This is a genomic window from Sphingomonas endophytica (assembly GCF_001476895.1).
GTDB lineage: Bacteria > Pseudomonadota > Alphaproteobacteria > Sphingomonadales > Sphingomonadaceae > Sphingomonas > Sphingomonas endophytica_A.
In genome coordinates this window covers 1-25,480 of record NZ_LDTB01000067.1, presented here as the reverse complement: position 1 = coordinate 25,480, position 25,480 = coordinate 1, and the positions used below count along the sequence as shown (strand labels likewise).

Annotated in this window: 22 protein-coding genes; 6 read left to right on the top strand and 16 right to left on the bottom strand. The window is 69.2% G+C overall.

Going from position 1 to position 25,480, the window contains the following annotated elements:
• From NS334_RS18705 to NS334_RS14465, 10 genes are all read right to left on the bottom strand, one after another.
• The coding region (locus NS334_RS18705) for a hypothetical protein (protein ID WP_058756672.1) at positions 1–393 on the bottom strand (393 nt) is incomplete at its 3' end.
• A 120-nt stretch (positions 394–513) separates the two neighbouring features.
• Positions 514–1,206, bottom strand: a complete 693-nt coding sequence (gene phoB, locus NS334_RS14505) for a phosphate regulon transcriptional regulator PhoB (protein ID WP_022686745.1) — start codon at positions 1,204–1,206, stop codon at positions 514–516.
• Positions 1,206–1,892 (bottom strand): phosphate signaling complex protein PhoU, encoded by a 687-nt coding sequence (gene phoU, locus NS334_RS14500; RefSeq protein WP_058756671.1) that lies wholly within the window; start codon positions 1,890–1,892, stop codon positions 1,206–1,208. The genes phoB and phoU overlap by 1 nt, the downstream gene beginning before the upstream one ends.
• An 8-nt stretch (positions 1,893–1,900) precedes the next feature.
• Complete coding sequence (pstB, locus tag NS334_RS14495; protein ID WP_058756670.1) at positions 1,901–2,668, bottom strand: phosphate ABC transporter ATP-binding protein PstB; 768 nt, start codon at positions 2,666–2,668, stop codon at positions 1,901–1,903.
• Positions 2,668–3,876: a phosphate ABC transporter permease PstA gene (gene pstA, locus NS334_RS14490; RefSeq protein ID WP_428835060.1), complete on the bottom strand. Its 1,209-nt coding sequence runs from the start codon at positions 3,874–3,876 to the stop codon at positions 2,668–2,670. Before pstA ends, pstB begins: the two co-directional genes overlap by 1 nt.
• Before the next feature lie 58 nt (positions 3,877–3,934).
• Positions 3,935–5,311 carry a phosphate ABC transporter permease subunit PstC gene (pstC, locus tag NS334_RS14485; protein ID WP_058756668.1) on the bottom strand — a complete coding sequence of 459 codons (1,377 nt, stop codon included), beginning with the start codon at positions 5,309–5,311 and terminating at the stop codon, positions 3,935–3,937.
• Positions 5,311–6,375, bottom strand: a complete 1,065-nt coding sequence (locus tag NS334_RS14480; protein WP_058756667.1) for a substrate-binding domain-containing protein — start codon at positions 6,373–6,375, stop codon at positions 5,311–5,313. The genes pstC and NS334_RS14480 overlap by 1 nt, the downstream gene beginning before the upstream one ends.
• Positions 6,376–6,448: 73 nt before the next feature.
• A complete protein-coding gene (locus tag NS334_RS14475; protein WP_058756666.1) occupies positions 6,449–7,648 on the bottom strand; it encodes an ATP-binding protein in 1,200 nt (399 codons plus the stop codon).
• 46 nt (positions 7,649–7,694) lie between these two features.
• Complete coding sequence (locus NS334_RS14470; protein WP_058756665.1) at positions 7,695–8,042, bottom strand: hypothetical protein; 348 nt, start codon at positions 8,040–8,042, stop codon at positions 7,695–7,697.
• Positions 8,039–8,710: an HAD-IA family hydrolase gene (locus NS334_RS14465; RefSeq protein ID WP_058756664.1), complete on the bottom strand. Its 672-nt coding sequence runs from the start codon at positions 8,708–8,710 to the stop codon at positions 8,039–8,041. Before NS334_RS14465 ends, NS334_RS14470 begins: the two co-directional genes overlap by 4 nt.
• A gap of 62 nt (positions 8,711–8,772) precedes the next feature.
• On the opposite strand from NS334_RS14465, the gene glmU reads away from it, so the two are divergent.
• Entirely contained in the window at positions 8,773–10,119 is a 1,347-nt protein-coding gene (gene glmU / locus NS334_RS14460) for a bifunctional UDP-N-acetylglucosamine diphosphorylase/glucosamine-1-phosphate N-acetyltransferase GlmU (protein ID WP_058756663.1), read from the top strand.
• Between the two features lies 1 nt (position 10,120).
• The gene (gene glmS / locus NS334_RS14455) at positions 10,121–11,944 is read left to right on the top strand and encodes a glutamine--fructose-6-phosphate transaminase (isomerizing) (protein ID WP_058756662.1); all 1,824 of its coding nucleotides are present in this window, start codon (positions 10,121–10,123) and stop codon (positions 11,942–11,944) included.
• Positions 11,945–12,069: 125 nt separating this feature from the next.
• On the opposite strand, the gene NS334_RS14450 is transcribed toward glmS, so the two are convergent.
• The 3 genes from NS334_RS14450 to NS334_RS14440 form a co-directional block, all read right to left on the bottom strand.
• Positions 12,070–14,112, bottom strand: coding sequence for a TonB-dependent receptor (locus NS334_RS14450; RefSeq protein ID WP_058756661.1), 2,043 nt, complete (start codon positions 14,110–14,112; stop codon positions 12,070–12,072).
• A gap of 121 nt (positions 14,113–14,233) precedes the next feature.
• A complete protein-coding gene (locus NS334_RS14445) occupies positions 14,234–15,184 on the bottom strand; it encodes an alpha/beta hydrolase (RefSeq protein WP_058756674.1) in 951 nt (316 codons plus the stop codon).
• 23 nt (positions 15,185–15,207) lie between these two features.
• On the bottom strand, positions 15,208–17,604 hold the full coding sequence (locus NS334_RS14440; protein ID WP_058756660.1) for a glycoside hydrolase family 3 protein: 2,397 nt from the start codon (positions 17,602–17,604) through the stop codon (positions 15,208–15,210).
• Positions 17,605–17,722: 118 nt separating this feature from the next.
• Between NS334_RS14440 and NS334_RS14435 the strand changes: the two genes are divergently transcribed.
• Complete coding sequence (locus NS334_RS14435) at positions 17,723–18,793, top strand: LacI family DNA-binding transcriptional regulator (protein WP_058756659.1); 1,071 nt, start codon at positions 17,723–17,725, stop codon at positions 18,791–18,793.
• Positions 18,794–18,907: 114 nt separating this feature from the next.
• Positions 18,908–20,653, top strand: a complete 1,746-nt coding sequence (locus tag NS334_RS14430; protein WP_058756658.1) for an asparagine synthetase B family protein — start codon at positions 18,908–18,910, stop codon at positions 20,651–20,653.
• Here NS334_RS14430 and NS334_RS14425 read toward each other — a convergent pair.
• From NS334_RS14425 to NS334_RS14415, 3 genes are all read right to left on the bottom strand, one after another.
• A complete protein-coding gene (locus tag NS334_RS14425; RefSeq protein ID WP_058756657.1) occupies positions 20,619–21,566 on the bottom strand; it encodes an alpha/beta hydrolase in 948 nt (315 codons plus the stop codon). The two genes, NS334_RS14430 and NS334_RS14425, sit on opposite strands and share 35 nt — an antisense overlap.
• 193 nt (positions 21,567–21,759) lie before the next feature.
• A complete protein-coding gene (locus NS334_RS14420; RefSeq protein WP_058756656.1) occupies positions 21,760–22,818 on the bottom strand; it encodes a 1,9-bis(guanidino)-5-aza-nonane synthase in 1,059 nt (352 codons plus the stop codon).
• A 109-nt stretch (positions 22,819–22,927) separates the two neighbouring features.
• A complete protein-coding gene (locus NS334_RS14415; RefSeq protein WP_083500503.1) occupies positions 22,928–24,160 on the bottom strand; it encodes a type III PLP-dependent enzyme in 1,233 nt (410 codons plus the stop codon).
• A gap of 140 nt (positions 24,161–24,300) precedes the next feature.
• Between NS334_RS14415 and NS334_RS14410 the strand changes: the two genes are divergently transcribed.
• Together NS334_RS14410 and NS334_RS14405 are read left to right on the top strand one after the other, a co-directional pair.
• Positions 24,301–25,272 (top strand): threonine ammonia-lyase, encoded by a 972-nt coding sequence (locus NS334_RS14410; RefSeq protein ID WP_241491966.1) that lies wholly within the window; start codon positions 24,301–24,303, stop codon positions 25,270–25,272.
• Positions 25,269–25,448 carry a hypothetical protein gene (locus NS334_RS14405; protein WP_058756654.1) on the top strand — a complete coding sequence of 60 codons (180 nt, stop codon included), beginning with the start codon at positions 25,269–25,271 and terminating at the stop codon, positions 25,446–25,448. The genes NS334_RS14410 and NS334_RS14405 overlap by 4 nt, the downstream gene beginning before the upstream one ends.
• The last annotated feature ends 32 nt before the right edge of the window (positions 25,449–25,480 follow it).

The window sequence follows — 25,480 nt, the reverse complement described above, 5'->3', positions numbered from 1 at the left end:
GGCTTCCGCCGCCGGCGGCGGGAAGGCCTGCGACGGCGACGGCGCGGGCTGGAAGCGCACGGTCGCGCCCGGCTGCGGCGTACCGGAGATCGCCGGCTGCGACGGCTGGTAACCGCCCGCCGTTTCGGTGCCCATCGCGCCGCCAGCCGGCGCCGCGCCGGTCGTGTCGGTCGCGGGCGGCGGCGTCATCGCATCGGTTGCGGGCGGCATGGTCGCGTTCGGATCGGCCTGAGTCGTCATCGCCGACCCGGTCGTATCGGCCGCGGGGGCAGCCGGATCAGCAGCGGGCGCGGTGCTCGCATCCGGCGCGGTCGTGGTCTGCGGAGCGTCCTGCGCGACGGCCATCGTGGGAATGGCGATCACGGCTGCTGCCGCGAGAAGAATGGTCTTCATCTTTTATCTCTCCTGCCGTGTGCGTTCGGTCAGAAACGCGCTTTGATCACGCGGGTCGGCCAACGCCCCACGACAGGGAAAGGGTCCATCGTTGCGGCTGCGCATCGACGAAACGGCGGATCAATGCCCCGTATCGAGAGCATATCCGGCCGAACGCACCGTGCGAATAATGTCGGGACGCCCGCCTTCATTGATCGCCTTGCGCAGCCGGCGAATATGTACGTCGACGGTGCGGCTTTCGATATCGCTGTCATGGCCCCAGACACTGTCCAGCAATCGCTCACGCGAGAAGACATGCCCGGGATGTTCCAGGAAGTGCTTGAGAAGACGGAACTCCGTCGGCCCGAGCGCGACCACGTCGCCACCGCGCCGTACCTTGTGGCCGACCGTGTCCATCTCCAGATCGGCGTAGGTCAGCTGCTCGCCCGCCAGCGCCGGGCGCACGCGGCGCAGCACCGCACCGACGCGTGCCACCAACTCACGCGGCGAAAACGGCTTGGTGACGTAATCGTCGGCGCCCGTTTCCAGCCCGCGCACGCGGTCCTCCTCCTCGCCACGCGCCGTCAGCATGATGATCGGCACATTCTGCGTTTCAGCGGCGCGGCGCAGGCGGCGGCAGACCTCGATTCCCGAAATCCCTTCCACCATCCAGTCGAGCAGGACGATGTCGGGCGGCGTCTCGCGTGCCAGCAGCAGCGCCTCCTCGCCGTCGATCGTGTGCTGCACGTCGAAATGCTCACGGGTGAAATGCCACACCAGCAGCTCGGCGAGGCTGGCGTCGTCCTCCACCAGCAACATGCGCGCCTTGGCCATCAGTCGACTCCCTTTTCGCGTTCCACGAGCCGCTCTCCGGTAGCGGCGAAATAGACCATCTCGGCGACGTTGGTGGCGTGATCACCGATCCGCTCGAGGTTCTTGGCGACGAACAGCAGATGCGCGCACTGGCCGATCGTCTTCGGGTTTTCGACCATGTAGGTCACCAGCGTGCGGAAGATGCTGTCGTAGAAATCGTCGAGCGCATTGTCGCTCTCGCATACCGCCAGCGCACCCTGCGGATTGCGTGCGGCGAAGGCGTTCAGCGCGTCATGCACCATCGCGGCCGCCATCCGCCCCATCGCGGGCAGGATCGAGATCGGCTCGATGCGGTGATCGCTTTCGAGCTGCGGCACGCGGCGCGCGATGTTCTTGGCATAATCGCCGATCCGTTCGATCACGTTTGCGATCTTCAGCGCCGCGATCACCTCACGCAGATCGTCGGCCATCGGCGCGCGCAACGCGATGATGCGCACGGCGGTCCGCTCGACCTCCGCTTCCATCGCGTCGATCTTCTTGTCATCGGCGGCGATCCGCGCCGCCAGTACCGCGTCGCCGCGTTGCAGCGCGACCATCGCCTCGGCGATCGCGCTTTCGGCCAGCCCGCCCATTTGCGAGATCAGCCCGCGCAACTGGCCGATGTCCTGATCGAAAGCCTTTACGGTATGTTCCTGCGAGTTCGCCATGTCAGTCCTCAGCCGTACCGGCCAGTGATGTAGTCCTTCGTCCGATCCTGACGCGGGTTCGTGAAGATGTCCGACGTGTCGCCGTATTCGACCAGCTGGCCGAGATGGAAGAAGGCGGTCCGCTGGCTGACGCGCGCCGCCTGTTGCATGTTGTGGGTGACGATCACGATTGCATAGCGGCCGCGCAGTTCGTGGATCAGCTCCTCGATCTTGGCGGTGGCGATCGGATCGAGTGCCGAGCACGGCTCGTCCATCAGGATCACCTCCGGATCGACCGCGATCGCGCGCGCGATGCAGAGCCGCTGCTGTTGGCCGCCCGACAAGGCGGTGCCGCTTTCGGACAGGCGATCCTTTACCTCGTTCCACAACCCCGCACGCGTCAGCGACCGTTCGACGATCTGGGTGAGATCGGCCTTGGAGCGCGCGAGGCCATGGATGCGCGGACCATAGGCGACATTCTCGAAGATCGACTTGGGGAAGGGGTTGGGCTTCTGGAACACCATGCCGACACGCGCGCGGAGCTGCACGACATCCATGGACCTGGCGTAGATGTCCTCGCCGTCCATCCGCACGTCGCCTTCGACGCGGGCGCCGGGAATGGTGTCGTTCATGCGGTTGAGCGTGCGCAGGAAGGTCGACTTGCCACAGCCCGACGGGCCGATGAACGCCGTCACGTCCTCACGCGGCACATCGATCGACACGTCGCGGATCGCTTGCTTGCGGCCGTAGAAGACGTTGACCCCGGTAGCGGTCATCTTGGGCGCGATATGGTTCATTACCAGCGGGTCTCGAAGCGGTTGCGAAGGTAGATCGCGACGCCGTTCATCGCCAGCAGCACGACCAGCAGGACGATGATCGCGGCGGAGGTCTTCTCGACGAAGCCCTTCTGCACCTCGTCGGACCAGAGAAAGATCTGTACCGGCAGGACGGTGGCCGGATCGGTCAGCTTGCCGGGCGGCGCGGCGATGAAGGCGCGCATCCCGATCATCAGCAGCGGCGCGGTCTCGCCCAATGCGCGCGCCATGCCGATGATCGTGCCGGTCAGGATGCCGGGCAGCGCGAGCGGCAGGACGTGGTGGAACACGACCTGGATCGGCGACGCGCCCAGCGCGCGCGCGGCGTCGCGGATCGACGGCGGCACCGCGGTGATCGCGTTTCGCCCGGCGATCACGATCACCGGCATCGTCATCAGTGCCAGCGTCAGCCCACCCACTACCGCCGCCGAGCGCGGCATGTGGAACGTGCCGAGAAACACCGCGAGGCCCAGCAGCCCGAAGATGATCGAGGGCACGGCGGCGAGGTTGTTGATCGACACCTCGATCAGGTCGGTCCAGCGATTGCGCGGTGCATATTCCTCCAGGTACAGCGCCGACAGCACGCCGATCGGGAAGGCGAGGCCCAAGGTGACGATCATCGTCAGCAACGACCCCTTCAGCGCGCCCCAGATGCCCGCCCGCGTCGGGTCCGTCGCGTCCGATCCGGCGAAGAACCCACGGTTCAGCTCGCGCGACAGATGCGGGCGCAATGCGGCAACCGCCGCTTCGGACGCTGCATCACCATCGTCCTTGTACGCCATGTCGATCGCGCTCGCGACCGGCACGTCGATCGTCGTGGGCGTGCGGAGCAGCGCCGGATCCCGCTTGATCGCGTCTCGCACGCGCAGCCACGCGCCGTCGGAGAGAAGAGTGGCGCCGCCCTGTCGCGGGTAAGCGGCGTTGGCGGCGGCATCGACCGCGTTTTCCAGGCCGGCACCGGCCAGCGCCAGATCCGCGCCCGCGCCGTTCAGCCGCGCCGGGTTCACGACGACGCGCCCTCTCAGGTCGAGCGGCAGCGCGATGCGCGTCTCGGTGAAGCCGCTCGCGCCCTGGCCGATCATGGTCGCCAGCAGGTAGAGCAGGAACGCCGCCGACAGGAACACCGCCGCCAGCCCCAGCAGCCGGAAACGCCGCTCGGCCGCATAGCGGCGGCGAATGCGGCGCTGCATCGCCGGCGTCTGCCAGTCGGTGGGGCGGCGCTCGGCCGGGGCGGGAGGCGCGACCGGCTTATTCATACGACTCACGATAGCGGCGCACCACGATCAGCGCGACGACGTTGAGCAGCAGCGTGATGACGAACAGCGTCAAGCCCAGCGCGAAGGCCGCCAGCGTCTTCGCCGAGTCGAACTCGGCCTCGCCGGTCAGCAGGTCGACGATCTGCTTGGTGACGGTCGTCGTGCTGGCGAACGGGTTGAGCGTCAGCGACGCGACACCGGACGCCGCCATGACGACGATCATCGTCTCCCCGATCGCGCGGCTGACCGCCAGCAGGACGCCGCCGACGACGCCGGGCAGCGCGGCGGGCACCAGCACGCGGCGGATCGTCTCCGACTGGGTCGCGCCCATCGCCAGACTGCCGTCGCGCATCGCCGCCGGGACGGCGGACAGCGAGTCGTCGGCCATCGATGAGACGAACGGGATGATCATCACCCCCATCACCACCCCCGCCGCCAGCGCGCTTTCCGACGACGCCCAGCGAATGCCCAGCGCCACGCCCAGATCCCGGACGGCCGGCGCGACCGTCAACGCCGCGAAATAGCCGTAGACGACGGTGGGGACACCCGCGAGCACCTCCAGCATCGGCTTCATCCAGCGGCGCGTGGTGTGGCGCGCATATTGCGTCAGATAGATCGCGCTCATCAGGCCCAGCGGTACCGCGACCGCCATCGCGATGATCGCGCCGATGAAGAACGTCCCCCAGAACAGCGGCACCGCGCCCAGCGACGCGCCCGGATCGCGCGCGTCGATCACCTGCGGGCTCCAGTGGGTGCCGAACAGGAATTGGGTGATCGGCACGATCTGGAAGAAGCGCGCGCTTTCGACGAGCAGCGAGGCAATGATGCCGATCGTCGTCAGGATCGCGATCAATGACGCGACCAGCAGCAGCCCCATGACGACCCGCTCCACCTGCGTTCGGGCCGAAAAGCCCGGCCGCACGCGCAGGAACGCCAGCGCGCCGCCTGCGAACGCCAGCAGCAGCGCGATGGCCGTCGCGGTCCAGTCGTGGCGGGACTGTTCGCGCGCGTAGAGCGGCGCGAGGGTTTCTGACATGGGGTGGAAGGCGCCATAGGCGTCGCCGTTGGCGAGGTTGCGCGCCTCCGACAGGATCGCCGCGCGATCCAGTCCCGGCGGGGGCAGGGTCGCGGCCGCCGGGCTGGCGATCACCGCGTCGGTCACCAGCGCGGGCGCGGTTACGTGCCAGATGCCCAGGAACACCAGCGCCGGCAGCAAGGTCCACATGGCGACGAACCAGCCGTGATGCTGCGGCAGCGAGCTGAAGCGCCGCGTCGGGGAGGCGCGGAACCGCAGCGCGCGCGCGCGCGCCACGATCCAGCCGATCAGCCCCAGCGCGGCGATCAGGAACAGCAGCGCCAGCGCCGACATCAGGGCAGCTCCCGCGGATCGAGCGCGACTTCGTTGGCGATGATCGCGCTCGACCGCCGTTGAACGGCGAGCGGCGCAGCGATCAGCCCGCGCTTCACGAGCGGCCCGTCGGCGCCCCACAAAGCGGCATATTGGCGCAGGAACGCGCGCAGGCCCGGAATGGCATGCACATGCGCCTTCTTCACGTAGATGAAGAGCGGCCGCGCCCCCGGATAGGTGCCGCCGGCGATCGTCGCATAGGTGGGCGTCACGCCGTTCAGCGCCACGCCGCGCACGACATCGCTATTTTCCTCGAGATAGCCATAACCGAAAATGCCGAGCGCATCGGGGTTCCCCCGCAGCTTCTGGACGATCAGATTGTCGTTCTCGCCCGCGTCGATGTACGCGCCGTCCTCGCGGATGCGCTGGCAGCGTGCGGCGAAGGCGTTGAGATCACGGTCGTGGAGCGCCACCGTGTCGGGCTCGATCGCCTCGCACCCCTTGGCCATGATCAACTCGGCCAGCGCGTCGCGCGTCCCGCTGGTCGCGGGCGGCCCATAGACCTGGATCGGGATCGCGGGCAATGCCGGGTTCACGTCGCGCCACAGCCGCGCGGCATTGCGCCGCCCGAGCGGCGCGGCGGCCAGCGCGCGATAGATGTCGGCGGGGGTCAGGGCCATGCCGGGGCCGTCGCGCGCCTCGGCGAAGGCGATCCCGTCGATGCCGATCTGCACCTCCATGATCGCCGCCACGCCGCGCTGCGCGCAGGCGTCATATTCGCGGCGACGCATCCGGCGCGACGCATCCTCGATATCGGGATGCGCGGCGCCGATCCCGGCGCAGAACAGCTTGAACCCCGCGCCGGTGCCGGTCGACTCGACGACCGGCGGGCGCGCTTGCGGATTGTTGGCCAGATATTGTTCGGCGACGATCGTCGTGAACGGATAAACGGTGGAGGAGCCGACCGCGGTGATCTGGTCGCGCGATCCGGTGCCGCCACCCGCCGCCTGATCCACGCACGCCGCCAGCCCGCCCGCACAAGCGAGCGGCAGCATGGCTGCGAGCGCCTGGACGAAGCGCGACATACATCCCCCGAACGGGCGATCGCCGACGCGGCGGCCCTCATCCCGCGCGCCGTGTGACATTGAAGTTACGCCTTCATGACAGCGCCCCCGGTGCGGCGGGCAGCGTGACCATCACGCGCGTGCCGACGCCGACCGTGCTGGCGATGTTCAGCCGTCCGCGATGCCGCTCGACGATATGCTTGACGATGGCGAGCCCCAGCCCGGTGCCCCCCAGCGAACGGCTCCGGCCCGGATCGACGCGATAGAAGCGTTCGGTCAGGCGCGGCAGATGTTCGGGCGGAATGCCCTCTCCCTGATCGGCGACGGTCAGGCAGACGCTCTGCGGGCCCGACTCCAGCGTGACCTCAACCGGGGTGCCGGCGCGGCCATACTTCATCGCATTGCCGATCAGGTTGTGGAGAAGCTGCGACAATTGCACCTGATCGCCCGTGACCGGCGGCAGGTCGTCCGCCAGATCGAGACGGATATCGACGCCGCGGTCGCCATGCGTGGTCGCCAGCGTGTCGCACGTCTCCCGCGCGATCGCTCCCAGGTCGATGGCGGTGCGCAACTCGCGGAACTTCTCCGACTCGATCCGCGACAGGCTCATCAGATCCTCGACCAGCCGCTCCATGCGCCGCGCCTCGTCGAACACGATCCCCAGGAAGCGTTGTCGCAGGCCGGGATCCTCGCCGGCCTCGTCCGCCAGTGTCTCGACATAACCCAGGATCGAGGCGAGCGGGGTGCGCAGTTCGTGGCTGGCGTTGGCGACGAAATCGACGCGCATCCGCTCGGCGGCATACTGGCCGGTGCGATCGACCAGATGCACCAGCCGCGCATCGTCCGCGATCGGCGCGGCGTGCATCTGCCAATGCTGGTCCAGCGTGCCGATCCCGACCAGATCGACCGGCTGCGACGAGCCGTCGGCCAGATGCTCGGCGGCACCCGGGTGGCGGATCGCGACCCGGGCATCCTCGCCGACGATATGGTCGCCCAGCAGCCGACGCGCGGCGCCGTTGGCGATCGTGACCCGCCCGCCGCGCAGGACCAGCACCGGCTCGGCGATCGCCTCGACGATCGCGCCGGAGGGCAGGTCGGGCACCGGCGCGGTATCGGGGACGTCGTCCGCGGCCGATTCCTCGGGGATAGTGGCGATGATGACGACCAGCGCGGCCCCGCCCGCCAGCGCCGCCAGCGCCGCCTGCGCGTCGCGCGACAGCAGGAAAACGACCAGCGCGGTCGCCGCCGCGATGGCGACCGCCAGCCAGGTGCGCAGGGGAAGTTCGTCGATCACGAATGCCTCGATAGCGCAGCGCGATGCGGAGCGGCAGGGGGCGTCGTCAGCGGCGCTGCATCCCGCGCCCGATCCGCACCACCACCAGCACGCCGACGATGATCGCGGTGTCGGCCACCCAGTCCATGATGTCGCAGTCGCGGTGCAGCGCCGGGATCGACTGCACCACCTCGATCATCGCGCCCAGGAACGACAGCCGTTCGCCGACGCGCAGCAGCGACGCGTGCGGAAAGGCCAGCACCGACAACAGGGTCAGCGTGCCGAAGGCGGCCATATGCTGCCATTTGTCGTACACCTCCACCTGTACCGCAGGGTGCGGATTGATCGCCATGTAGATCGCGAAGGCGAGCGCGAGGACCAGCGCGATCAGGAAGGGAAGGCGCACCTGGGTCATGCCAGTCGCTCCAGCGTCGGGATCAGCGTGTCGAAACCGTGGATGATCGCATCCGCCTCCAGTTCCTCGATCGGCTGCATCAGGAAGCCGAAGGAGCAGGCGATGGCCGGCAGTCCGGCGGCGTGCGCGGCACGAATGTCGTAGATCGAATCGCCGACGAAGGCCGCGCGTCCGCCGCCGCAGCGTTCGATCATGGCATCGATCGGGATACGCGACGGCTTGCCCTTGCCCGGCCCCATCGTGTCGCCGCCGATGATCGCGGCGAAGCGACGCGTCAGGTCGAGTTCTTCCAGCACCTGCCGTGCGAGCGATTCGAGCTTGTTGGTGACGATCGCCAGCCGGACGCCCATCGCCGCCAGCCGATCGAGCGCGTCCAGCGCGTGCGGGAAGGGACGGGTGAGGACCGCGATGTTCGCCTGGTAATGGTCGAGCAGCCGGCGCTGCAGCACGTCCAGCTCCGCCTCCGTACATCCGCCGGTCGCCGCCATCCCCTGCGCCAGCATATGCCGTGCGCCGCCGCCGATCATCGGCTTCACCTGCTCCACGGAGAGCGTCGGTCGTCCCGCGGAGGACAGCGCGTGGTTCAGCGCGGCGGCGAGATCACCCGAGGTATCGAGCAGCGTGCCGTCGAGGTCGAGCCCGACGATGGCGAAAGGAAAGCTGGTCATGATCGTTGGCGCGTTGCCCCGCCATACTGGAATTGGCAAGCAAAGGGTGGCAGGGCGTGCGCATGTCGAGCCGCAAGATCGCCGTCGTCGTCCTCGCCGCGGGCAAGGGCACCCGCATGAAATCCGACCTGCACAAGGTGCTGCACCCGATCGCGGGGCGCCCGATGCTGCTGCATCTGCTGGCCGCCGCCGATACCTTGTCGCCGGAGCGGACGGTGGTGGTGACGGGCGCGGGGCGCGAACAGGTCGAGGCGGCGGTCGCGCCGCTGGGGGCCAGACTCGCGGTGCAGGCCGAACAGCTCGGCACCGGCCATGCGGTGATGCAGGCCGAGGACGCGCTGACGGGTTTCGACGGCGACGTGCTGATCCTGTACGGCGACGTGCCGCTGGTCCGGGCCGAGACGATGCGTGCGATGATCGAGCGGCTGAACGCCGACGATGCGCCGTCGGTGGTGGTGCTGGGGTTCCGACCGGCCGATCCGGGTGCCTATGGGCGGTTGATCGTCGCCGGGGGCGGCGACCGGCTGGAGAAGATCGTCGAGTTCAAGGACGCCAGCGCGGAGGAGCGCGCGGTGACGCTGTGCAACACCGGGTTGATGGCGGCGCGATCGGCGGACCTGTTCGCGTTGCTGAAGAACCTCGGCAACGACAATGCGGCGGGCGAGTATTACCTGACCGATATCGTCGAACTGTCGGGCAGCGCGGCGGTGATCGAGGCGGACGCGGGCGAGGTCGCCGGCGTCAACAGCCGTGGTGAACTCGCGGCGGTCGAGGCGGCGTGGCAGCAGGTCCGGCGCGCGCAGGCGATGGCCGATGGCGTGACGCTGATCGCGCCGGAGACGGTGTGGTTCGCGCATGATACCGTGCTGGGGCGCGACGTCGTGATCGAGCCGAACGTGGTGTTCGGTCCCGGCGTGACCGTGGCGGATGGCGCGACGATCCGCGCCTTCAGCCATATCGAGGGGGCCGTGATCGGCGCGACGGCGGACGTCGGCCCCTATGCCCGGCTGCGCCCCGGCGCGGTGCTGGCCGAAAAGGCCAAGGTCGGCAATTTCGTCGAGATCAAGAAGTCGAGCGTCGGTGTCGGCGCGAAGGTCAATCACCTGACCTATATCGGCGACGCGGAAGTCGGCGCGGGCGCGAACATCGGCGCGGGCACGATCACCTGCAATTATGACGGCTTCTTCAAATATCGCACCGTGATCGGCGCGGGCGCGTTCATCGGATCGAACAGTGCGCTGGTCGCGCCGGTCACGGTCGGTGACGGCGCGATCGTCGCGGCAGGTTCCGTTGTTGTCCGGGACGTTACGGCGGATTCACTTGCGTTGGCACGCGGCCGGCAGGAAGAGCGCGGCGGTTGGGCGAAGCGCTTTCGCGCTGCGATGACGGCGAAGAAGAAGGGCCAGTAAGATGTGCGGTATCGTTGGTATCCTGGGTCATGACGACGTGGCCGATCGCCTGCTCGACGGGCTGAAGCGGCTGGAATATCGCGGCTATGACTCGGCCGGGATCGCGACGATCGTCGACGGCGCGATCGAGCGGCGGCGCGCGTCGGGCAAGTTGGTCAATCTGGGCAAGGAACTCGCCGCGCATCCGCTGCCCGGCACGACCGGGATCGCGCACACGCGCTGGGCGACGCACGGCGGCCCGACCACCAACAATGCGCACCCGCATGCCACCGACGAGGTCGCGGTCGTCCACAACGGCATCATCGAGAACTTCAAGCCGCTGCGCGAGGAATTGCAGGCGCGCGGCCGGGTGTTCACCAGCGAGACCGATACCGAGGTGGTCGCGCACCTGATCAGCGAGCAGGTCGAGGGCGGAAAGACCCCGATCGAGGCGGTGCGCGAGGTGCTGCCGCGTCTCCACGGCGCGTTCGCGCTGGCGATCCTGTTCCGCAGCCACCCGGACCTGCTGATCGGCGCGCGGCTCGGCTCGCCGCTGGTGGTCGGCTATGGCGAGGACGAGACGTATCTGGGGTCCGACGCGTTGGCGCTGGCCCCGCTGACGCAGCGGATCGCGTATCTGGAGGAGGGCGACTGGGTCGTCTGCGCGCGCGACGGCACGCAGGTCTATGACCGCGCCAATGTGGCCGTGGAGCGCCCGGTCACGATCTCGGGCGTCACCGGCGCGCTGATCGACAAGGGCAACCACCGCCACTTCATGCAGAAGGAGATTTACGAACAGCCGATCGTGGTCGCGCAGACGCTGCGCAGCTACCTTCAGCGGTTCGAGGGGCAGATCGTGCTGCCGATCCCCGAATTCGACCTGTCGGGTATCCGCCGCGTGACGATCGTCGCGTGCGGCACCAGCTTCTACGCGGGCATGGTCGCCAAATACTGGTTCGAGCAATTCGCGCGCGTGCCGGTCGATCTGGATGTCGCCAGCGAGTTTCGTTATCGCGCGCCGGTGATGGAAGAGGGCGGGCTGGCGCTGTTCATCAGCCAGTCGGGCGAGACCGCCGACACGCTTGCCGCGTTGCGCCATGCGCGCAGCGAAGGGCAAACGATCGCGGTGGTCGTCAACGTGCCGACCAGCACGATGGCGCGCGAGGCCGACCTGCTGCTGCCGACGCACGCCGGTCCGGAGATCGGCGTCGCCTCGACCAAGGCTTTCTCCTGCCAGCTTGCGGTGCTGGCCGCACTGGCTGCCAATCTCGCCAAGGCGAAGGGGCGGCTGAGCGAGAGCGAGGAACGCAGCATCGTCCGCCAGCTGGCGGAGGCACCCGCCGCGATCAATGGCGCGCTCGCCTATGATGAATCGATCGAGGCGATCGCGGGCGTGATCGCGGGCGCCCGCGACGTGCTGTATCTGGGGCGCGGGACCGACTATCCGCTGGCGCTGGAAGGTGCGTTGAAGCTCAAGGAAATCAGCTACATCCACGCCGAAGGTTATGCGGCCGGCGAGATGAAGCACGGGCCGATCGCGTTGATCGACGAGAACGTGCCGGTCGTCGTCATCGCGCCTTCGGGGCCGCTGTTCGACAAGACGGTCAGCAACATGCAGGAAGTGCAGGCGCGCGGCGGCAAGGTGCTGCTCATCAGCGATTACGATGGGGTCGAGGCGGCGGGCGAGGGCTGTGTCGCGACGATCACCATGCCCAAGGTTCACCCGCTGATCGCACCGATCGTCTATGCGGTGCCGGTGCAGTTGCTGGCGTATCATGTCGCGGTGGCCAAGGGCACCGATGTCGACCAGCCGCGCAATCTGGCGAAGAGCGTGACGGTGGAGTGAGGTCGCGGGTGGTGTCAGGTATGCTGCTCCCCTTCGATAAGAAACGGGCGTAACCTTCCGCACTCAGGCGTCATTCTGGACCGAGTCCGGGGTGACGCAAGTGGCGTTGGAGCGGTCGCGCCCTTCTAGCCGCGCACCTTCAGGCCGACCCATATCGTTCGGGGTGTCGCGCGTTCGACGACGTTCGCGCCGCTGACGCCCGCCTCCACCCGCTCGTCGAACAGGTTTTCGGCGCGCAATTCCAGTGCGACGGCGCGTGTCACCGGCAGCGCGAGATAGGTGTCGAGCGTCGTCGCCGGGGCGAGCGCGCGGCTATTCTGGTCGTCCTCGAACTGCCGCGCGGCGTGGCGCAGCGTCGCCGTGATCGCCGCGCCATCGCGCCGCCAGCCCAGCGCGGTCGAGATCAGATCGCGCGGAGTCTGCGCGGGACGAAGGCCGTCGAGCGGCGTGCCGGGCGCGCGGACGCGGGGGTCGACGCGGCTCCATGAGGCTTGGGCGAAGAGCGGGCCGTGATCCCAGCGCGCGTCGAACTCCACGCCGGTAGATCGGATCGCGTCGAGGTTCTGCCGGACACGGTACACGCCGTTCGCGGCGACGAAGCCGACGCCCGGGAAGGTGCCAGGCCCGCGTCCGGCGGTGACATTGGCGATCGCGCCGTCGAGCCGGTTCCAGAAAGCGGTCGCGGTGATGCTGACCCCGGCGACCGGGGTCAGCGTGACACCGCCGTCGATGCCGTTCAGCCGCTCGGGCGACAGCGCGGCGTTGGCGGCGGTCGCATCCGCGCCGACCCGGAACGGGCGATAGAGTTCGTTGAGCGTCGGCAGCCGCCAGCCGCGATAGGCGGATGCGCGCACCGTCAGCGGCGCGGCGACCGCCCATGCCCCTCCGACGCGCCCGGTCCATTCGGTGCCGCTGCGTGTCGCGAAGTCGGTGGCAGTCAGTGGTGCCCCCGTTGCCAATGTCGCCTCGCGCAACTGGCCGTCCGATAGCCGCCAGCGATCGACGCGGCCACCGAGCGTGAGCGTGACGTCACCGCTCTGGAGGCTGCCGTCGCCGAACAGGCCCCAGGTCAGCGCGCTGCCGCCCGCGACACGCCGCCGTGTCGGGCGCGCGTCGACATAGGTGTAGAATTCCTGCGTCCGGCCGTCGACGCGGCGCACGTCCGCGCCGAGGCGGAGGTCGCGGCCCTTGCCGAGGGACGGAACCAGTTCGAGGCGGCCGCCGACCCCGGTCGCTGGGGTGTTGTACTGGTCGAGCGTCGCGGTGGAGGTGCTGCGCGCGGCGTTGACGCTGGCGAATTGCGACGCGAAGGCGCGGGTCTGGACATAGGCGAGCGCCGACCAGCCGAGCGTGCCCCGCCCGACGACACGCAGGCTGGCGTCCGCGCCCTCGCTGCGGTTGCGGGTAAAGGCGGTGCCCCGCTCACGCGTGTCGGTGAAGCCGGAGACATTCGCCTGTAGCTCGGTATCGGGAGCGATGGCGATCACCCCGCGCGCGGCGGCGGAGAATTGTTCGTAGGGAGCGGGGCCGTCGGCGGGGCCGCGTGCTTCGGCGACGGTGGGGGTGAAGCCGTCGCCGCGCGCGTAGGCTGCCGATAGTGTGGCGAAGCCGGGACCGCGCGCGAGCAATGCCGAGGCGCTGGCGTCGATCGAGTTGCGGCTGCCATAGGTGAGGTCGGCGACGAGCGGGGTTTGCGTCGCTGGGCCGGCGCTTTCGATCTCGACCGTCCCGGCCAGCGCGCCGGGGCCGAAATAGCCACTGCCCCCGCCACGCGTGACGCGGATCAGGCCGATACGGTCGGCGGCATAGGCGGGGAAGGGCACCCAGCCACCGAACGGATCGGCCTGCGGCACGCCGTCGAGCACCAGCAACGCGCGGCTGGACGCATTGCCGCCGATCCCGCGCAGCGAGATGCCCTGGCTGGTCGGATTGGCGGAGCGCGAGTCCGAGCGGCGGAACTGCTGGAGTCCGGCCACATCGCCGAGCACGCTCTCCAGCCGGTTGGCGGCGTTTTCCGCGATACGGCCGGCGTCGATCGTCACCACGTCCGCGGTACGATCGCCGGGGCGCTCGGCCAGGCCACGGCCCGTGACGACGATATCGGCCTGCTGCGCGAGCGCTGGCGCGGCGCCTGTCGTCGCAAGTATAAGGAAGGAAAGGGTTTTCACGGGAACTCGTCGTCAGGGGAGCGGGTGGGTCGGGAACGCTTGTGATCGTGCGGGTGTCCGGGACTATGATACGTCCTGACCCGAATCCTTCCGTCATCCGTGCGGTCTGTCACCCATCCGTTCAGGAGGGGGGCGTCGGTGGGAACACGCCCAAGTGCGTCGCGAAGGCCGTGAACAAGGTCGGCCAGGCGGCGGCGGGGGTGTCCTTCGGCAGACGGACGCCGAAGCCGTGGCCGCCCTTGTCGAAGGCGTGCAGCTCCGCCGGGCGCTTCGCCGCCAGCAGAATCCGGTAGAGGCTCAGGCTGTTTTCGATCGGAACGATGCCGTCGTCACTGGCATGGACGAGAAAAACCGGGGCACTCTGTGCATCGACATGCGTCTCGACCGAGGCCGCGCGGCGCGCCGTGTCGTCGGAGGGCTTGCCGAGCAGATTGTCGCGCGAGCCGACATGCGTGAAGGGCGCGACCAGTGACACCACCGGATAGATCAGCCCAGCGAGGTCGGGGCGCGCCGACAGCCGGTCGGCGGCATCGACCGGCGCATAGGTCGGCTCCGCATGACGGGTGGCGAGGCTGCCGGCCAGATGCCCGCCCGCCGAGAAGCCGAGCACGGCGATGCGGTTCGGATCGACGCCGTCGCGCGCGGCGCGCACGCGGATCACGCGCATCCCGCGCTGCGCGTCCTGCAACGGCACCAGCGCACGCTTCGCCCAGCCTTCGCCCGGCAGGCGATAGGTGAGGATGTAGCAGGTAACGCCGCGCGCGGTCAGCCAGCGGGCCTGTTCCTCGCCCTCGTTATCCCAGGCGAGGAAGCCGTATCCGCCGCCGGGGACCAGCATCACCGCCGCGCCGGTCGGTCGCGCGGGGCGACGAACGGTGAGCGTCGGCATCGCGATCCCGGTCAGCCAGCGATCGTTGAACGCCGGATCCTTCGATCGCTGCTCGACCTTGCGAACGGGCAGCGAGGCGGGCGCCCCCGGCGGCGAGCCGGGCCAGAGCGCGATCGTGTCGTCGGCCGCCTGCGCCGCGGCGATACCGGGCAGCAGCGGGGTGGCGGTGATCGCGCCCAGCATCGCGCGGCGGGTCAAAGACGCGCTCACTTCGGGCACACCGCACCGGCGGGATCGGTCGCGAGCCGCACGTCGGCGATCGACACCGACAGCGGCGCATCGGCGGTGATCGCGAACGGGGTGGTCACCGCCGCCATCGCCGCGCCATGATCGCGGAAGCATTTGAGCGGCACGCGCAGGACATGCCATCCGGGCGACCGGTCGGTCGCTTCCGTCACGTTAAGGCGCCCGTCACCCAGCGACAGGAAGGCCGGCGCGGTGGCGGGCGTGTCGATGCGGTAGCTGATCTGGAGGTTGAGGTCGGCGTTCGTCTCACGCTCCAGCATCATCGCCGGGCCGGTGATCTTCGCGGTCCCCGCACCCTTCCACGTCAGCCGCACCGCGCCTTCCTGCGCGGTGGCGCTGTCGACCGGGGTCGCGGTGACGCTCGGGTCAAGCGACAGCGCGAACGGCGCGGGCACCTTGCCGCGCGCGAAGAACAGGCTGGTGTTGGCGAGGCTGGCGTCGACCCCGGCCTCCTCCGACAGCGACGGTACCATACCGCCTTTCGCGTAGCTGAGTCCGTAGCCGAGCGGGAACAGCGGGTCGTAGCCGGGCGCGCCCTTGTTGAGCGTGAACTGGCTGGCGGTCTTCGGCCAGCTGAACGACAGGCGGCCGGTGAAGTCGCGCTTGCCGCCGACCAGCACGTCGGCGACGCCTTCGCCTTCCGAGCCGGGGAACCACGCCGCGACGAACGCATCCGACTGGTTCAGCTCCGGGTTCACCCAGAGCGGACGGCCCGACAGGAACACCGAGACGGTCGGCACGCCCGCCGCCTTCAGCTTCCTGAGCAGCGCCAGCGCCTGCTTGTCGCCCGCTTCGAACTCCAGCGTGCGGATATCGCCGCGCATCTCGGCATAGGGTTGCTCACCGAACACGACGATCGCGACGTCGGGCTTCGTGGTGAAGCTGCCGTCCGGCGACAGGGTGGCGGTGCCGCCGCCCGCCTTCGCCGCCGCCGCGATCCCGGCATAGATCGAGGTCGCGCCGGGGAAGTCTGCGTTGGTGTTGCCGTCGCCCTGCCACGACAGCGTCCAGCCTCCGGCCTGGCGCGCGATCTGATCGGCCGCGTCGCCCGCGACGAGGATGTTGGCGCTGGCCTTCACCGGCAGCACACCGTTGTTCTTGAGCAGGACCAGGCTCTTGGCCACCGCCTCGCGCGCGACGGCGCGGTGCGCGGGCGCGCCGATCTCGCCCGGCTTCGCCTCATAGGGGCGGGCGGGGTCGAACAGGCCGAGCTTCATCTTGACGCGCAGGATGCGGCGCACCGCATCGTCGATGCGCGTCATCGGGATCGTCCCCGCCTTCGCGGCGGCGAGGGTCGAGTCGAACATGCCCTTCCAGCTGTCCGGTGCCATCGCCATGTCGAGCCCGGCGTTGAAGGTCTGCGGACAGGTGACGTTGGTGCAGCCGGGCACCTGACCATGGCCGTTCCAGTCGCCGACGACGAAGCCGTCGAAGCCCATCCGTCCCTTGAGCACGTCGGTCAGCAGCGAGCGGTTGCCGTGCATCTTCGCGCCGTTCCAGCTGGAGAAGCTGGCCATGACGGTCATCGTGCCCGCCTTGATCGCGCCCGGATAGCCCGCGCTGTGGATGCGGATCAGCGTGGCTTCATCGACCTGCGTGTCGCCCTGATCCACGCCGCCCTTCGTCCCGCCGTCGCCGAGGAAATGCTTGGCGCTGGCCGCGACATGGCCGCGCTGGATACCCCATTGGCCGGGCGTGCCCTGCAATCCCTCGATCATCGCGCCCGCGTAGGAGGCGACGAGTGCGGGATCCTCGGAATAGCCTTCATAGGTGCGGCCCCAGCGATCGTCCTGCGGCACCGCCAGCGTCGGGCCGAACGCCCAGTCGATCCCCGCCGCCGCCGTCTCCGCCGCGGTCGCCGCGCCGATCTGCCGGATCAGCGCCGGATCGTGCATCGCGCCGAGCGCGCTGTTGTGCGGGAAGAGCGTCGCGCCGACGACGTTGTTGTCGCCGTGGACCGCATCGACCCCGAACATCAGCGGAATGGCATTATGCCCGGCGCGCTTTTCCATCGCGACCGCGTTGAACGCACGCGACGTCGCCACCCAGGCGGCGGCGGGCGAGCGATCCGGGCTGCCGAGCGGCGGCGAGCTGCCGCCCGCCAGGATCGAGCCGAGCGGATAGCGGCGCAGATCTTCGGGCTTGATCGAGCCGATATCGGCCTGGATCATCTGCCCGATCTTTTCCTCCAGCGACATGGTGCGCATCAGCGCGGTCACCTTCGCCTCGGTCGCGGGATCGACCAGGCCGGGGCTTTTGGCGGCCGGCCATCGATCCGGATGCGCCACCTGGGCCGGGGCCGTTCCCGCCACCGTCGCCAGCCATCCCGCCAATGCCACACGCGCCCAACGCTTCATCGTCCGATCCTCCCCGCACACTGTCGCGTCACGATTATGCGACCCATTGTGGGAACGCTATCATCATTTTCGCGATCTCTGGCTTACCCGGAGCAACCATCCTGCTAGACACGACGGCATGACGGGGGAGAAACGCAAGCGGCACTCAGGCGTGCCGACGATCGCCGACGTGGCGCGTCTGGCGGGGGTGTCGCCGATGACCGTGTCGCGGGTCATCAATTCGGAAAGCAATGTCCGCGCGCAGACGCGCGATGCCGTGAACGCCGCGATCAGGCAGCTCGACTATGCCCCCAATCCGGCGGCGCGACGGCTGGCGGGGGGCGCGCAGGTGCGGATCGGCCTGTTGTTCAGCAATCCCAGCGAGGCGTATCTGAGCGCCTTCCTGCTCGGCAGCCTGGATCAGGCCGGGCGCGCGGATATCCAGCTGGTGGTGCAGAAATGCGATCTGGGCGATCACGAGGGCGAGGTGGCCGAACGGTTGATCAACGGCGGAATCGACGGCATCGTCCTTCCGCCGCCGCTCTGCGACTCGCCGATCGTCCGCAAGGTTCTTCAGCAAGCCGGGGTACCCACGGTGGTGGTCGCGACCCCCGCGCCACCCGACGACGTCGGGGCGGTCGCGATCGACGACCGCGCGGCGGCGCATGAGATGACGACGTATCTGCTGGCATTGGGGCATCAACGGATCGGCTTCATCACCGGCAACGACAATATCCTCGCCAGCGGCGAGCGACTGGCGGGCTATCGCGCCGCGTTGACGGAGCATGGCATCGCGCCGGACGACGCCCTGGTCGTAAAGGGTCTGTTCAGCTATCGCTCCGGATTGGAGGCGGCCGAGGAACTGCTCGACCTGCCGGACCCGCCGTCGGCGATCTTCGCGAGCAATGACGACATGGCGGCGGCCTCGGTCGCGATCGCGCACCGGCGCGGGCTGGAGGTGCCGGGCGACCTGACCGTCTGCGGCTTCGACGACAGCGCGCTGGCGACGACGATCTGGCCGGAGCTGACCACGATCCGACAGCCGATCGCGGACATGAGCCGCGCGGCGGTCGAGTTGCTCGCCGCCATGTTGTTCGAGCGGCGCGGTCAGGGGCGCATGACCTGCAAACGGGTGATGCTGGACCACACGCTGGTCCGGCGGCGATCCGACGCCGCGCCGCGACGGCGTCCCCCGGTTCGGGGTCGCTGAACGCCGCCCGGCGTGGTAGCGGGCGCGCCGGTATCGGGTGCGTAAGGGCGTAGGGACATGCAACGGAGCGGCAGGCCGGCGCGTCGCCGGGCGGACACGCGGGGCGGGCGCTGAATGGGCGGGATCGCAGGCCTGTTTCATCCCGCCACGCCGAAGCCCGTCGACCCGGCGCGGGTGCGCGCGATGGCGCTGGCGATGGCGCATCGCGGGCCGGACGGTGCCGGCGAGTGGACCGCGCCGGGCGTCGGCTTCGCGCATCGGCGGCTGGCGGTGATCGGCGGCGCGGCGGCGGTGCAGCCGGTGGCGACGCCCGACCTGCGCTATGCGCTGATGCTCGACGGCACGATCCTGAACCATGCGGACCTGCGGGAGGAACTGCGCGCGCTGGGGCAGGTCGTCCCAGGCGAGGGCGATGCCGAGGTGTTGTTGCACGGCTTTGCGGCGTGGGGACCGTCGCTGCTCGACCGGCTGGAGGGCGCGTTCGTGTTCGCCGTGCATGACGCGGCGACGCAGACGCTGTTCCTGGCGCGCGATCGGCTGGGGGCCAAGCCGCTGTTCCATGCCACCTTGTCCGACGGGGCGCTGGCGTTCGCGTCGGAGCTGCGCGGGTTGCTGGCGCATCCGCTGTTGCGCGGTGCACCGGACGTGGTGGCGATCGACGATTATCTGGCGCTGGGATATGTCCCGGATGACGGCTGTGTGGTCGCGGGTGTGCAGAAGGTGCCGGCGGGGCATTTCCTGCTGATCGAACGCGGGCGGCCGGCACGCCCGGCGCGAGCATGGTGGCGACCCTCCATCGGCGCGGCGGTCGGGGTCGACGCGGTCCTGCCGGCGGCGCGGCGCGTGATCGGAGAGGCGGCGCGCGGCGTTGCGCCGGTCGCCTTGCTGGACGGCGGAGTGGCGGATGCGGCGGTCGTCGCCCTGCTGGCGGAGGCGAGCGCCCGGGCCGTGCCGACCGTCGCCGAAACGGAGGCGGCGGCGATCACCCGGCGGTTCGCGACGGCGCACCGGGCGACGGGTATGCCGGATGTGGCGAGCGCGCTCCCGCTGCTGGCGGCGGCGTTCGACGAGCCGTGCGCGTTGCCGGGAGCGCTGACCGCGCTGCTGCTGGCGGGGGCGGCGCGCGAGCGTGCGACGTCGGTCGTTTCGGGGATCGGCGCAGTGAACGACGAAGCGGGCTTGCAGCGCTTCGCGCGCCGTCAGCGGTGGCGGGAGAAGGCGGGCGTTCCGGCGGCGCTGCACGCGCTGCTGGGCGCGGCGGAGGCCGACCATGCCGCTGCGATCGGGATGATGCCGCGCGAGGCGCGGCGCGGGCTGTTCGCGGCCGGGGTGCGACGCGCGCTTGCGGACCACCGGCCCGAAGCACGCTTCGCGGCGGCGATGCGCGCGAGCGGGGCGGACGATCCGCTCGACCGCGCGCTGTATGCCACGCTGGCGATCCGGCTGCCGGCGCGTGATCTGGCGATCGCCGACCGCGCCGGGATGGCGGCGGGCGTCGAATGGCGCGCGCCGTTCGCGGACCACCGGTTCGTCGCGGTCGCCGCCGGGGTGCCGCGCGGCGTGCGGGCGGGACGGACACCGCCGCTCGCGACTGCCCTCGCACACCATCTGCCGCCGTTGCCGGCCGCCGCGCCGCCCATGCTGGTGGCCGCGTGGTTGCGGGGGCCGCTGGCGGAGGCCGTCGCCGGCCTCGCGCGGTCGCGGCTGTTCGATGAACTGGGCTGGTTCGATCGCGAGCGGCTCGCGCAGCTTGCCGAGCAACATCGCGGCGGACAGGCGGACCATGCGGTCGTGCTGTGGCGGCTGCTGATCCTGGAGCGCTGTCTCAGCCGGCTGTTCGGCTGGCCAGCGTCCGCCTGATCCAGAGGTCGAACAGCTCGGGCCAGCGCGATCCGGGCAGTTCGGGCGGGAGATAGGCGGGGCCGAAGCCGTGGCCGCCCTGCTGGAAGAAATGCGCCTCGACCGGAACCTGCGCGGCCTGACATGCCGCCATCATCGCCAGCGGTTGCGCGGCAGGCACGACCGGATCGTCGAGCGCATGGGCGATGAACACCGGCGGCGTGGCGCGATTGACGCGGCGGTCGGTGTCGAAGCGCGCCGCGCCCAGCGCGCCGACGCGCATCATGTCGCCCGAGATCACCGGATAGACCAGCCCGGCATAGGCGGGACGGGCGACGATGTCGTCGGCGGCATCGATCTTCTCATAGACGGGATCGAGCCAGGCGGTGGCGATGCTGGCGGCGAGCAACCCGCCGGCCGAGAAGCCGACCACGCCCAGCGATGCCGGATCAATCGCGAAATCGGCGGCGCGGGCGCGGATCAGCCGCATCGCGCGCTGCGCATCCTGAAGCGGCACGTCCTGCGGCTCCAGCCAGCCTTCGCCGGGCAGCCGGTAGGCGAGCACGAAGACGGTCACCCCCTTCGGCGTGAAGGTTCGGGCAACGTTGATCCCCTCGTTCTCGACCGAGAGGAAGCGATAGCCGCCGCCGGGAAGCGACAGGAGCGCGCGGCCGTCGGGTCGTTCGGGGCGGTAGACGCCGACGACCGGCTCGGCGACGCCGCGCAGGTGGAGTTCGCGGCGCGGCGGCTGGCCGCTCATCTCGTTATCGGGAGTCGGCAGGCGGCGCGGGCTGTTCGGCGGGCGCCTCGGCCAGAGGCTGATATGCTCGCGTGGTGGCCAGGCGGTGGTGGCGGCGTCATGCGCCAGCGCGTCGGTGGTGAGGGTCGCGAGGCCGGCGGCACCGCCGATCAATGTTCGCCGGTCGATCCGCATCCGTCTGTCCCTCCGTCGTTTTCTCGATCGGAAGACATATGGCAGCCGGGATCGCCCCCGTCATCCCCGCGAGGCGGTGATCCAGATGCGCAGGCCCTCGCAAGCGACGAAACCGCAGAGGTTCTGGATTTCCGCCTTCGCGGGAATGTAGGGTGACCGGGGGAAAGGACGTGCGTCCTTTCCCCCGATCAGGTCAATTGGCGTCGAACAGCGTCGCCCACTTGCGGGTCGGGCGATCCTTCCAGAGGCCACGGTGATAGGCGTCCGAGGCCAGCAGCGGCATGACCGACCCGGCTTCGGCGAAGACCATCTGCTCGATCGCGGTCGACACCTTGCCCCAGCTCGCCGCTTCCTGCAGCGTCGAGGACGAGCAGGCGCCGTCGCGGACGTCGGCGACGGTGATCTGCACCGCGTACTTGTGGACCGCGACGTCCTCGTGGCCAAGGATCTCGGCGCAGACGACGGTGTCCTGGATGAAGTTCTTCGGCACGCCGCCGCCGATCATCAGCAGGCCGGTTTCCCCCGCCTTGATCTTGATGTCGGTCAGTTCGCGGAAATCCGCGACCGCGTCGATCATCAGATACGGCTTGCCGGCCTTCATCTGATCGACCTGATGCTTCACCAGGCCGAAGCCCGCCGAGCTGTCCACGAACGCCGGGCAGAAGATCGGCACGTCATGCTCATAGGCGAGCTTGACGAGGCTGTTTTCCTTCTTGCCGTTCTCGACCAGATATTTGCCCATCTCGCGGATGAAGGCGCGCGACGAATAGGCCTTCGGCTCCAGACGGTTGCAGATCTCGTAGATCGTATGGTCGCAGTCCTGAAGCTGCTCCTCGTCGATATACGTGTCGTAGATGCGGTCGATGTAGAGCGAGCGGAGCGTGTCGTCGTCCGGCACCTCCAGCGCCTGATAATGCTTGTGGCCCAGCCCCTCAAAGAAATCCATGTCGACGATGGTGGCGCCGGTGGCGACGATCACGTCGACCATGTTGTTGCGCACCAGTTCCGCGTACAGGTCCATGCAGCCGCCCGCCGAGGTCGAACCGGCGATGACGAGGACGACGGTGCAATCCTTGTCGCCCAGCATCTGGTTGTAGATCTTCGTCGCGCGGCCGAGGTCGCGGCTGGTGAAGCTCATGTCGCTCATCGCGTCGACGATCGGGCGCGCGTCGAAGCTCTTGATGTCGATGTGCTTGACCTGCTTCGACAGCAGTTCCGCTTTCCGGGTGTCGTTGATGGTGGTGTCGGTCATGGGGGCTCCCACAGGGAAAGACACGTCATTCAAAGGGGACGCGAATACCCGAACGGTGACGGCGCGCGGATCGTCCGCACGCCGTCACCGGATCACTGAAGTCGTAACGTTACAGCTTCACGACGTTGCCGGTAACCTGCTGCGGCAGCGTGGTGTAGAGCGACTCCATCGGCTCGTCGGTGGCGACCACCGTCTCGTCGGAGGTGAAGCCGTTGAAGGCGGTGCGCATCGCCGCGCCATAGGCGCCGAGCATCCCGACCTCGACATAGTCGCCGACGGTCACGTCCGCGGGCAGCGGGAACGGACCCTTCATATAGTCCATGTCGTCGCAGGTCGGACCCCAGAAGCTGAACGCGTGATCGCGGACGGTCGACTCCGGCTCGCGCAGCAGCGCGACCGGATAGCGCCAGCCGATGTGCGCCGCGTCGAACAGCGCGCCATAGGCACCGTCGTTGATATACAGTTCCTCGCCACGGCGACGCTCCACGCGCACCACGACCGAGCTGTATTCCGCGCTGAGCGCCCGGCCCGGTTCCGCCCAGAGTTCCGCCGAATAGCTGATCGGCAGGCTCTCGAACGCGCGGTGGATCGTTTCGAAGTAGCGCTCCAGCGGCGGCGGGGTCATGCCCGGATAGGCCGAAGGGAAACCACCGCCGACGTCGATGACGTCGACCGTCACCGCCGCGCCCACGATCGCCTGACGCACGCGCTCCATCGCGCTGGCATAGGCGTCCGGGGTCATCGCCTGCGATCCGACGTGGAAGCAGATGCCCAGCGCATCGGCGACCTGCCGGGTGGCGATCAGCAGTTCCTTCGACTCGTCCGGGGCGACGCCGAACTTCGCGCCCAGGCTGAGCTTCGAATGTTCGGACGACACGCGCAGACGCACGCACAGGGTAAGGTCCGTCGCGCCACGGGTGGCGGCCACGATCTTCGCCAGCTCTTCCATGCTGTCGAGCGAGAAGGTGCGGACGCCGTGCGTGAAATACGCCTCGGCGATCGCTTCCTCGGCCTTCACCGGGTGCATGAAGCACAAGGTGGCCTCCGGCAACGTCCGCGCGACCAGGCGTACCTCGGCGATCGAGGCGACGTCGTAGGTCGTCACGCCATTGTCATACAGCGTGCGTAGCAGGTCCGGGCTCGGGTTCGCCTTGACCGCATACATGGTCCGGCCCGGAAACTTCTCCGTAAAGAAGCGGGCGGCCCGTGCCGCGGCGTGCGGACGAACGATCGTCACCGGCTGAACCGGGCGACGAGCAGCGATGTCGATGGCCCCGGCGACGTGATCGGCGGAGACGGTCGAGAGGGGCGCTAACCCCAGCGCGCGATGATGCTGGTGCAACTCAAGGGACCTCCAATTGCCTTGCGGCATACGGTGACAAAAAGCTGCCTTGCGGTTGGAAGTCCCATGGGGCAGCGGAGGCGCGAAATATGATCGCACGCGGGGCTTGTAAAGTCCCAGTTGCGACGAAAGGTTTAATTGTGACGATTACGCGACAACCGACCCGGGCGGGGGTGAGGGACGCGGCGGCGAAGGTGGCCGCCGTGCTGCCGGTGACACCGATATTCATCAAGAATATCAACGGCGTGGACGTGACGGTGAAGGCGGAGTCGGTGCAGCCGATCGGTGCGTTCAAGGTGCGTGGTGCCTGGCATCGGCTGACCGCGATGGACGCGGAAGCGCGCCGGAAAGGCGTCGTCGCTTTCTCGTCGGGCAATCATGCGCAGGGGATCGCATGGGCGGCGGCGCGGCTGGGAATCGCGGCGACGGTCGTGATGCCCGCCGATGCGCCCAAGGCGAAGCGCGAGTCGACGCTGGCGCTGGGGGCGGAGGTGGTGACGTACGATCGCGCGACCGAATCGCGCGAGGCGATCGCGGGCCGGCTGGCGGAGGCACGCGGTGCCACGTTGGTCCCGAGCTTCGACGATTCGTGGGTGATCGAGGGGCAGGGCAGCGCCGGGATCGAGGCGGCGTCGCAGATGCACGCCGCCGGACTGGGCGCGCCCCGCCATGTCGTGGTGCCGTGCGGGGGCGGCGGGCTGGCGGCGGGGATCGCGCTGGCGCTGCCCGAGGCTCGGGTAACGCTGGTCGAGCCGGAGGGTTGGGACGACATGCGGCGCAGTCTGGAGGCGAGCTGGATCGAGCCGGTCGGCGCGAACCCGCCGCCGACCGCCTGCGACGCGTTGCAGACGACGCGCGTGTCGCCGCTGACCTTCGACGTGCTGTCGCGGCGCGACGCGACCGGGGTGGCGGTGAGCGAGCGCGCGATCCGCGACGCGCAACGCTGGGCGGCGGCGCAGTTGCGGCTGGTCGTGGAGCCCGGGGGCGCGGTGGCGCTGGCCGCGCTGCTGTCCGGGCAGGTCGCGGTCGAGGCGGGCATGCTGGTCGTCCTGTCGGGAGGGAATGTCGACATGGACGACTATGCGCGCGTGCTGGCGGGGGAAGGCGCGTGACCGGGCCGCTGGGCGCGATTGCCGGCGCCGCGCCGTCGGTGGCGATGCTGGCGGCGATTGCCTGCGCGATCGGCGGCGGATGGCTGCTGGTGAAGCGGCGCGAGCGGTTGAAGGGCGTGCTGATGCTGGTGATGGCGGTGGTGCTGGTGGGGAATGTGCTGATCTGGACGATGTGATCGCGGACGCGAATGTTGCGAATGTTGAGACG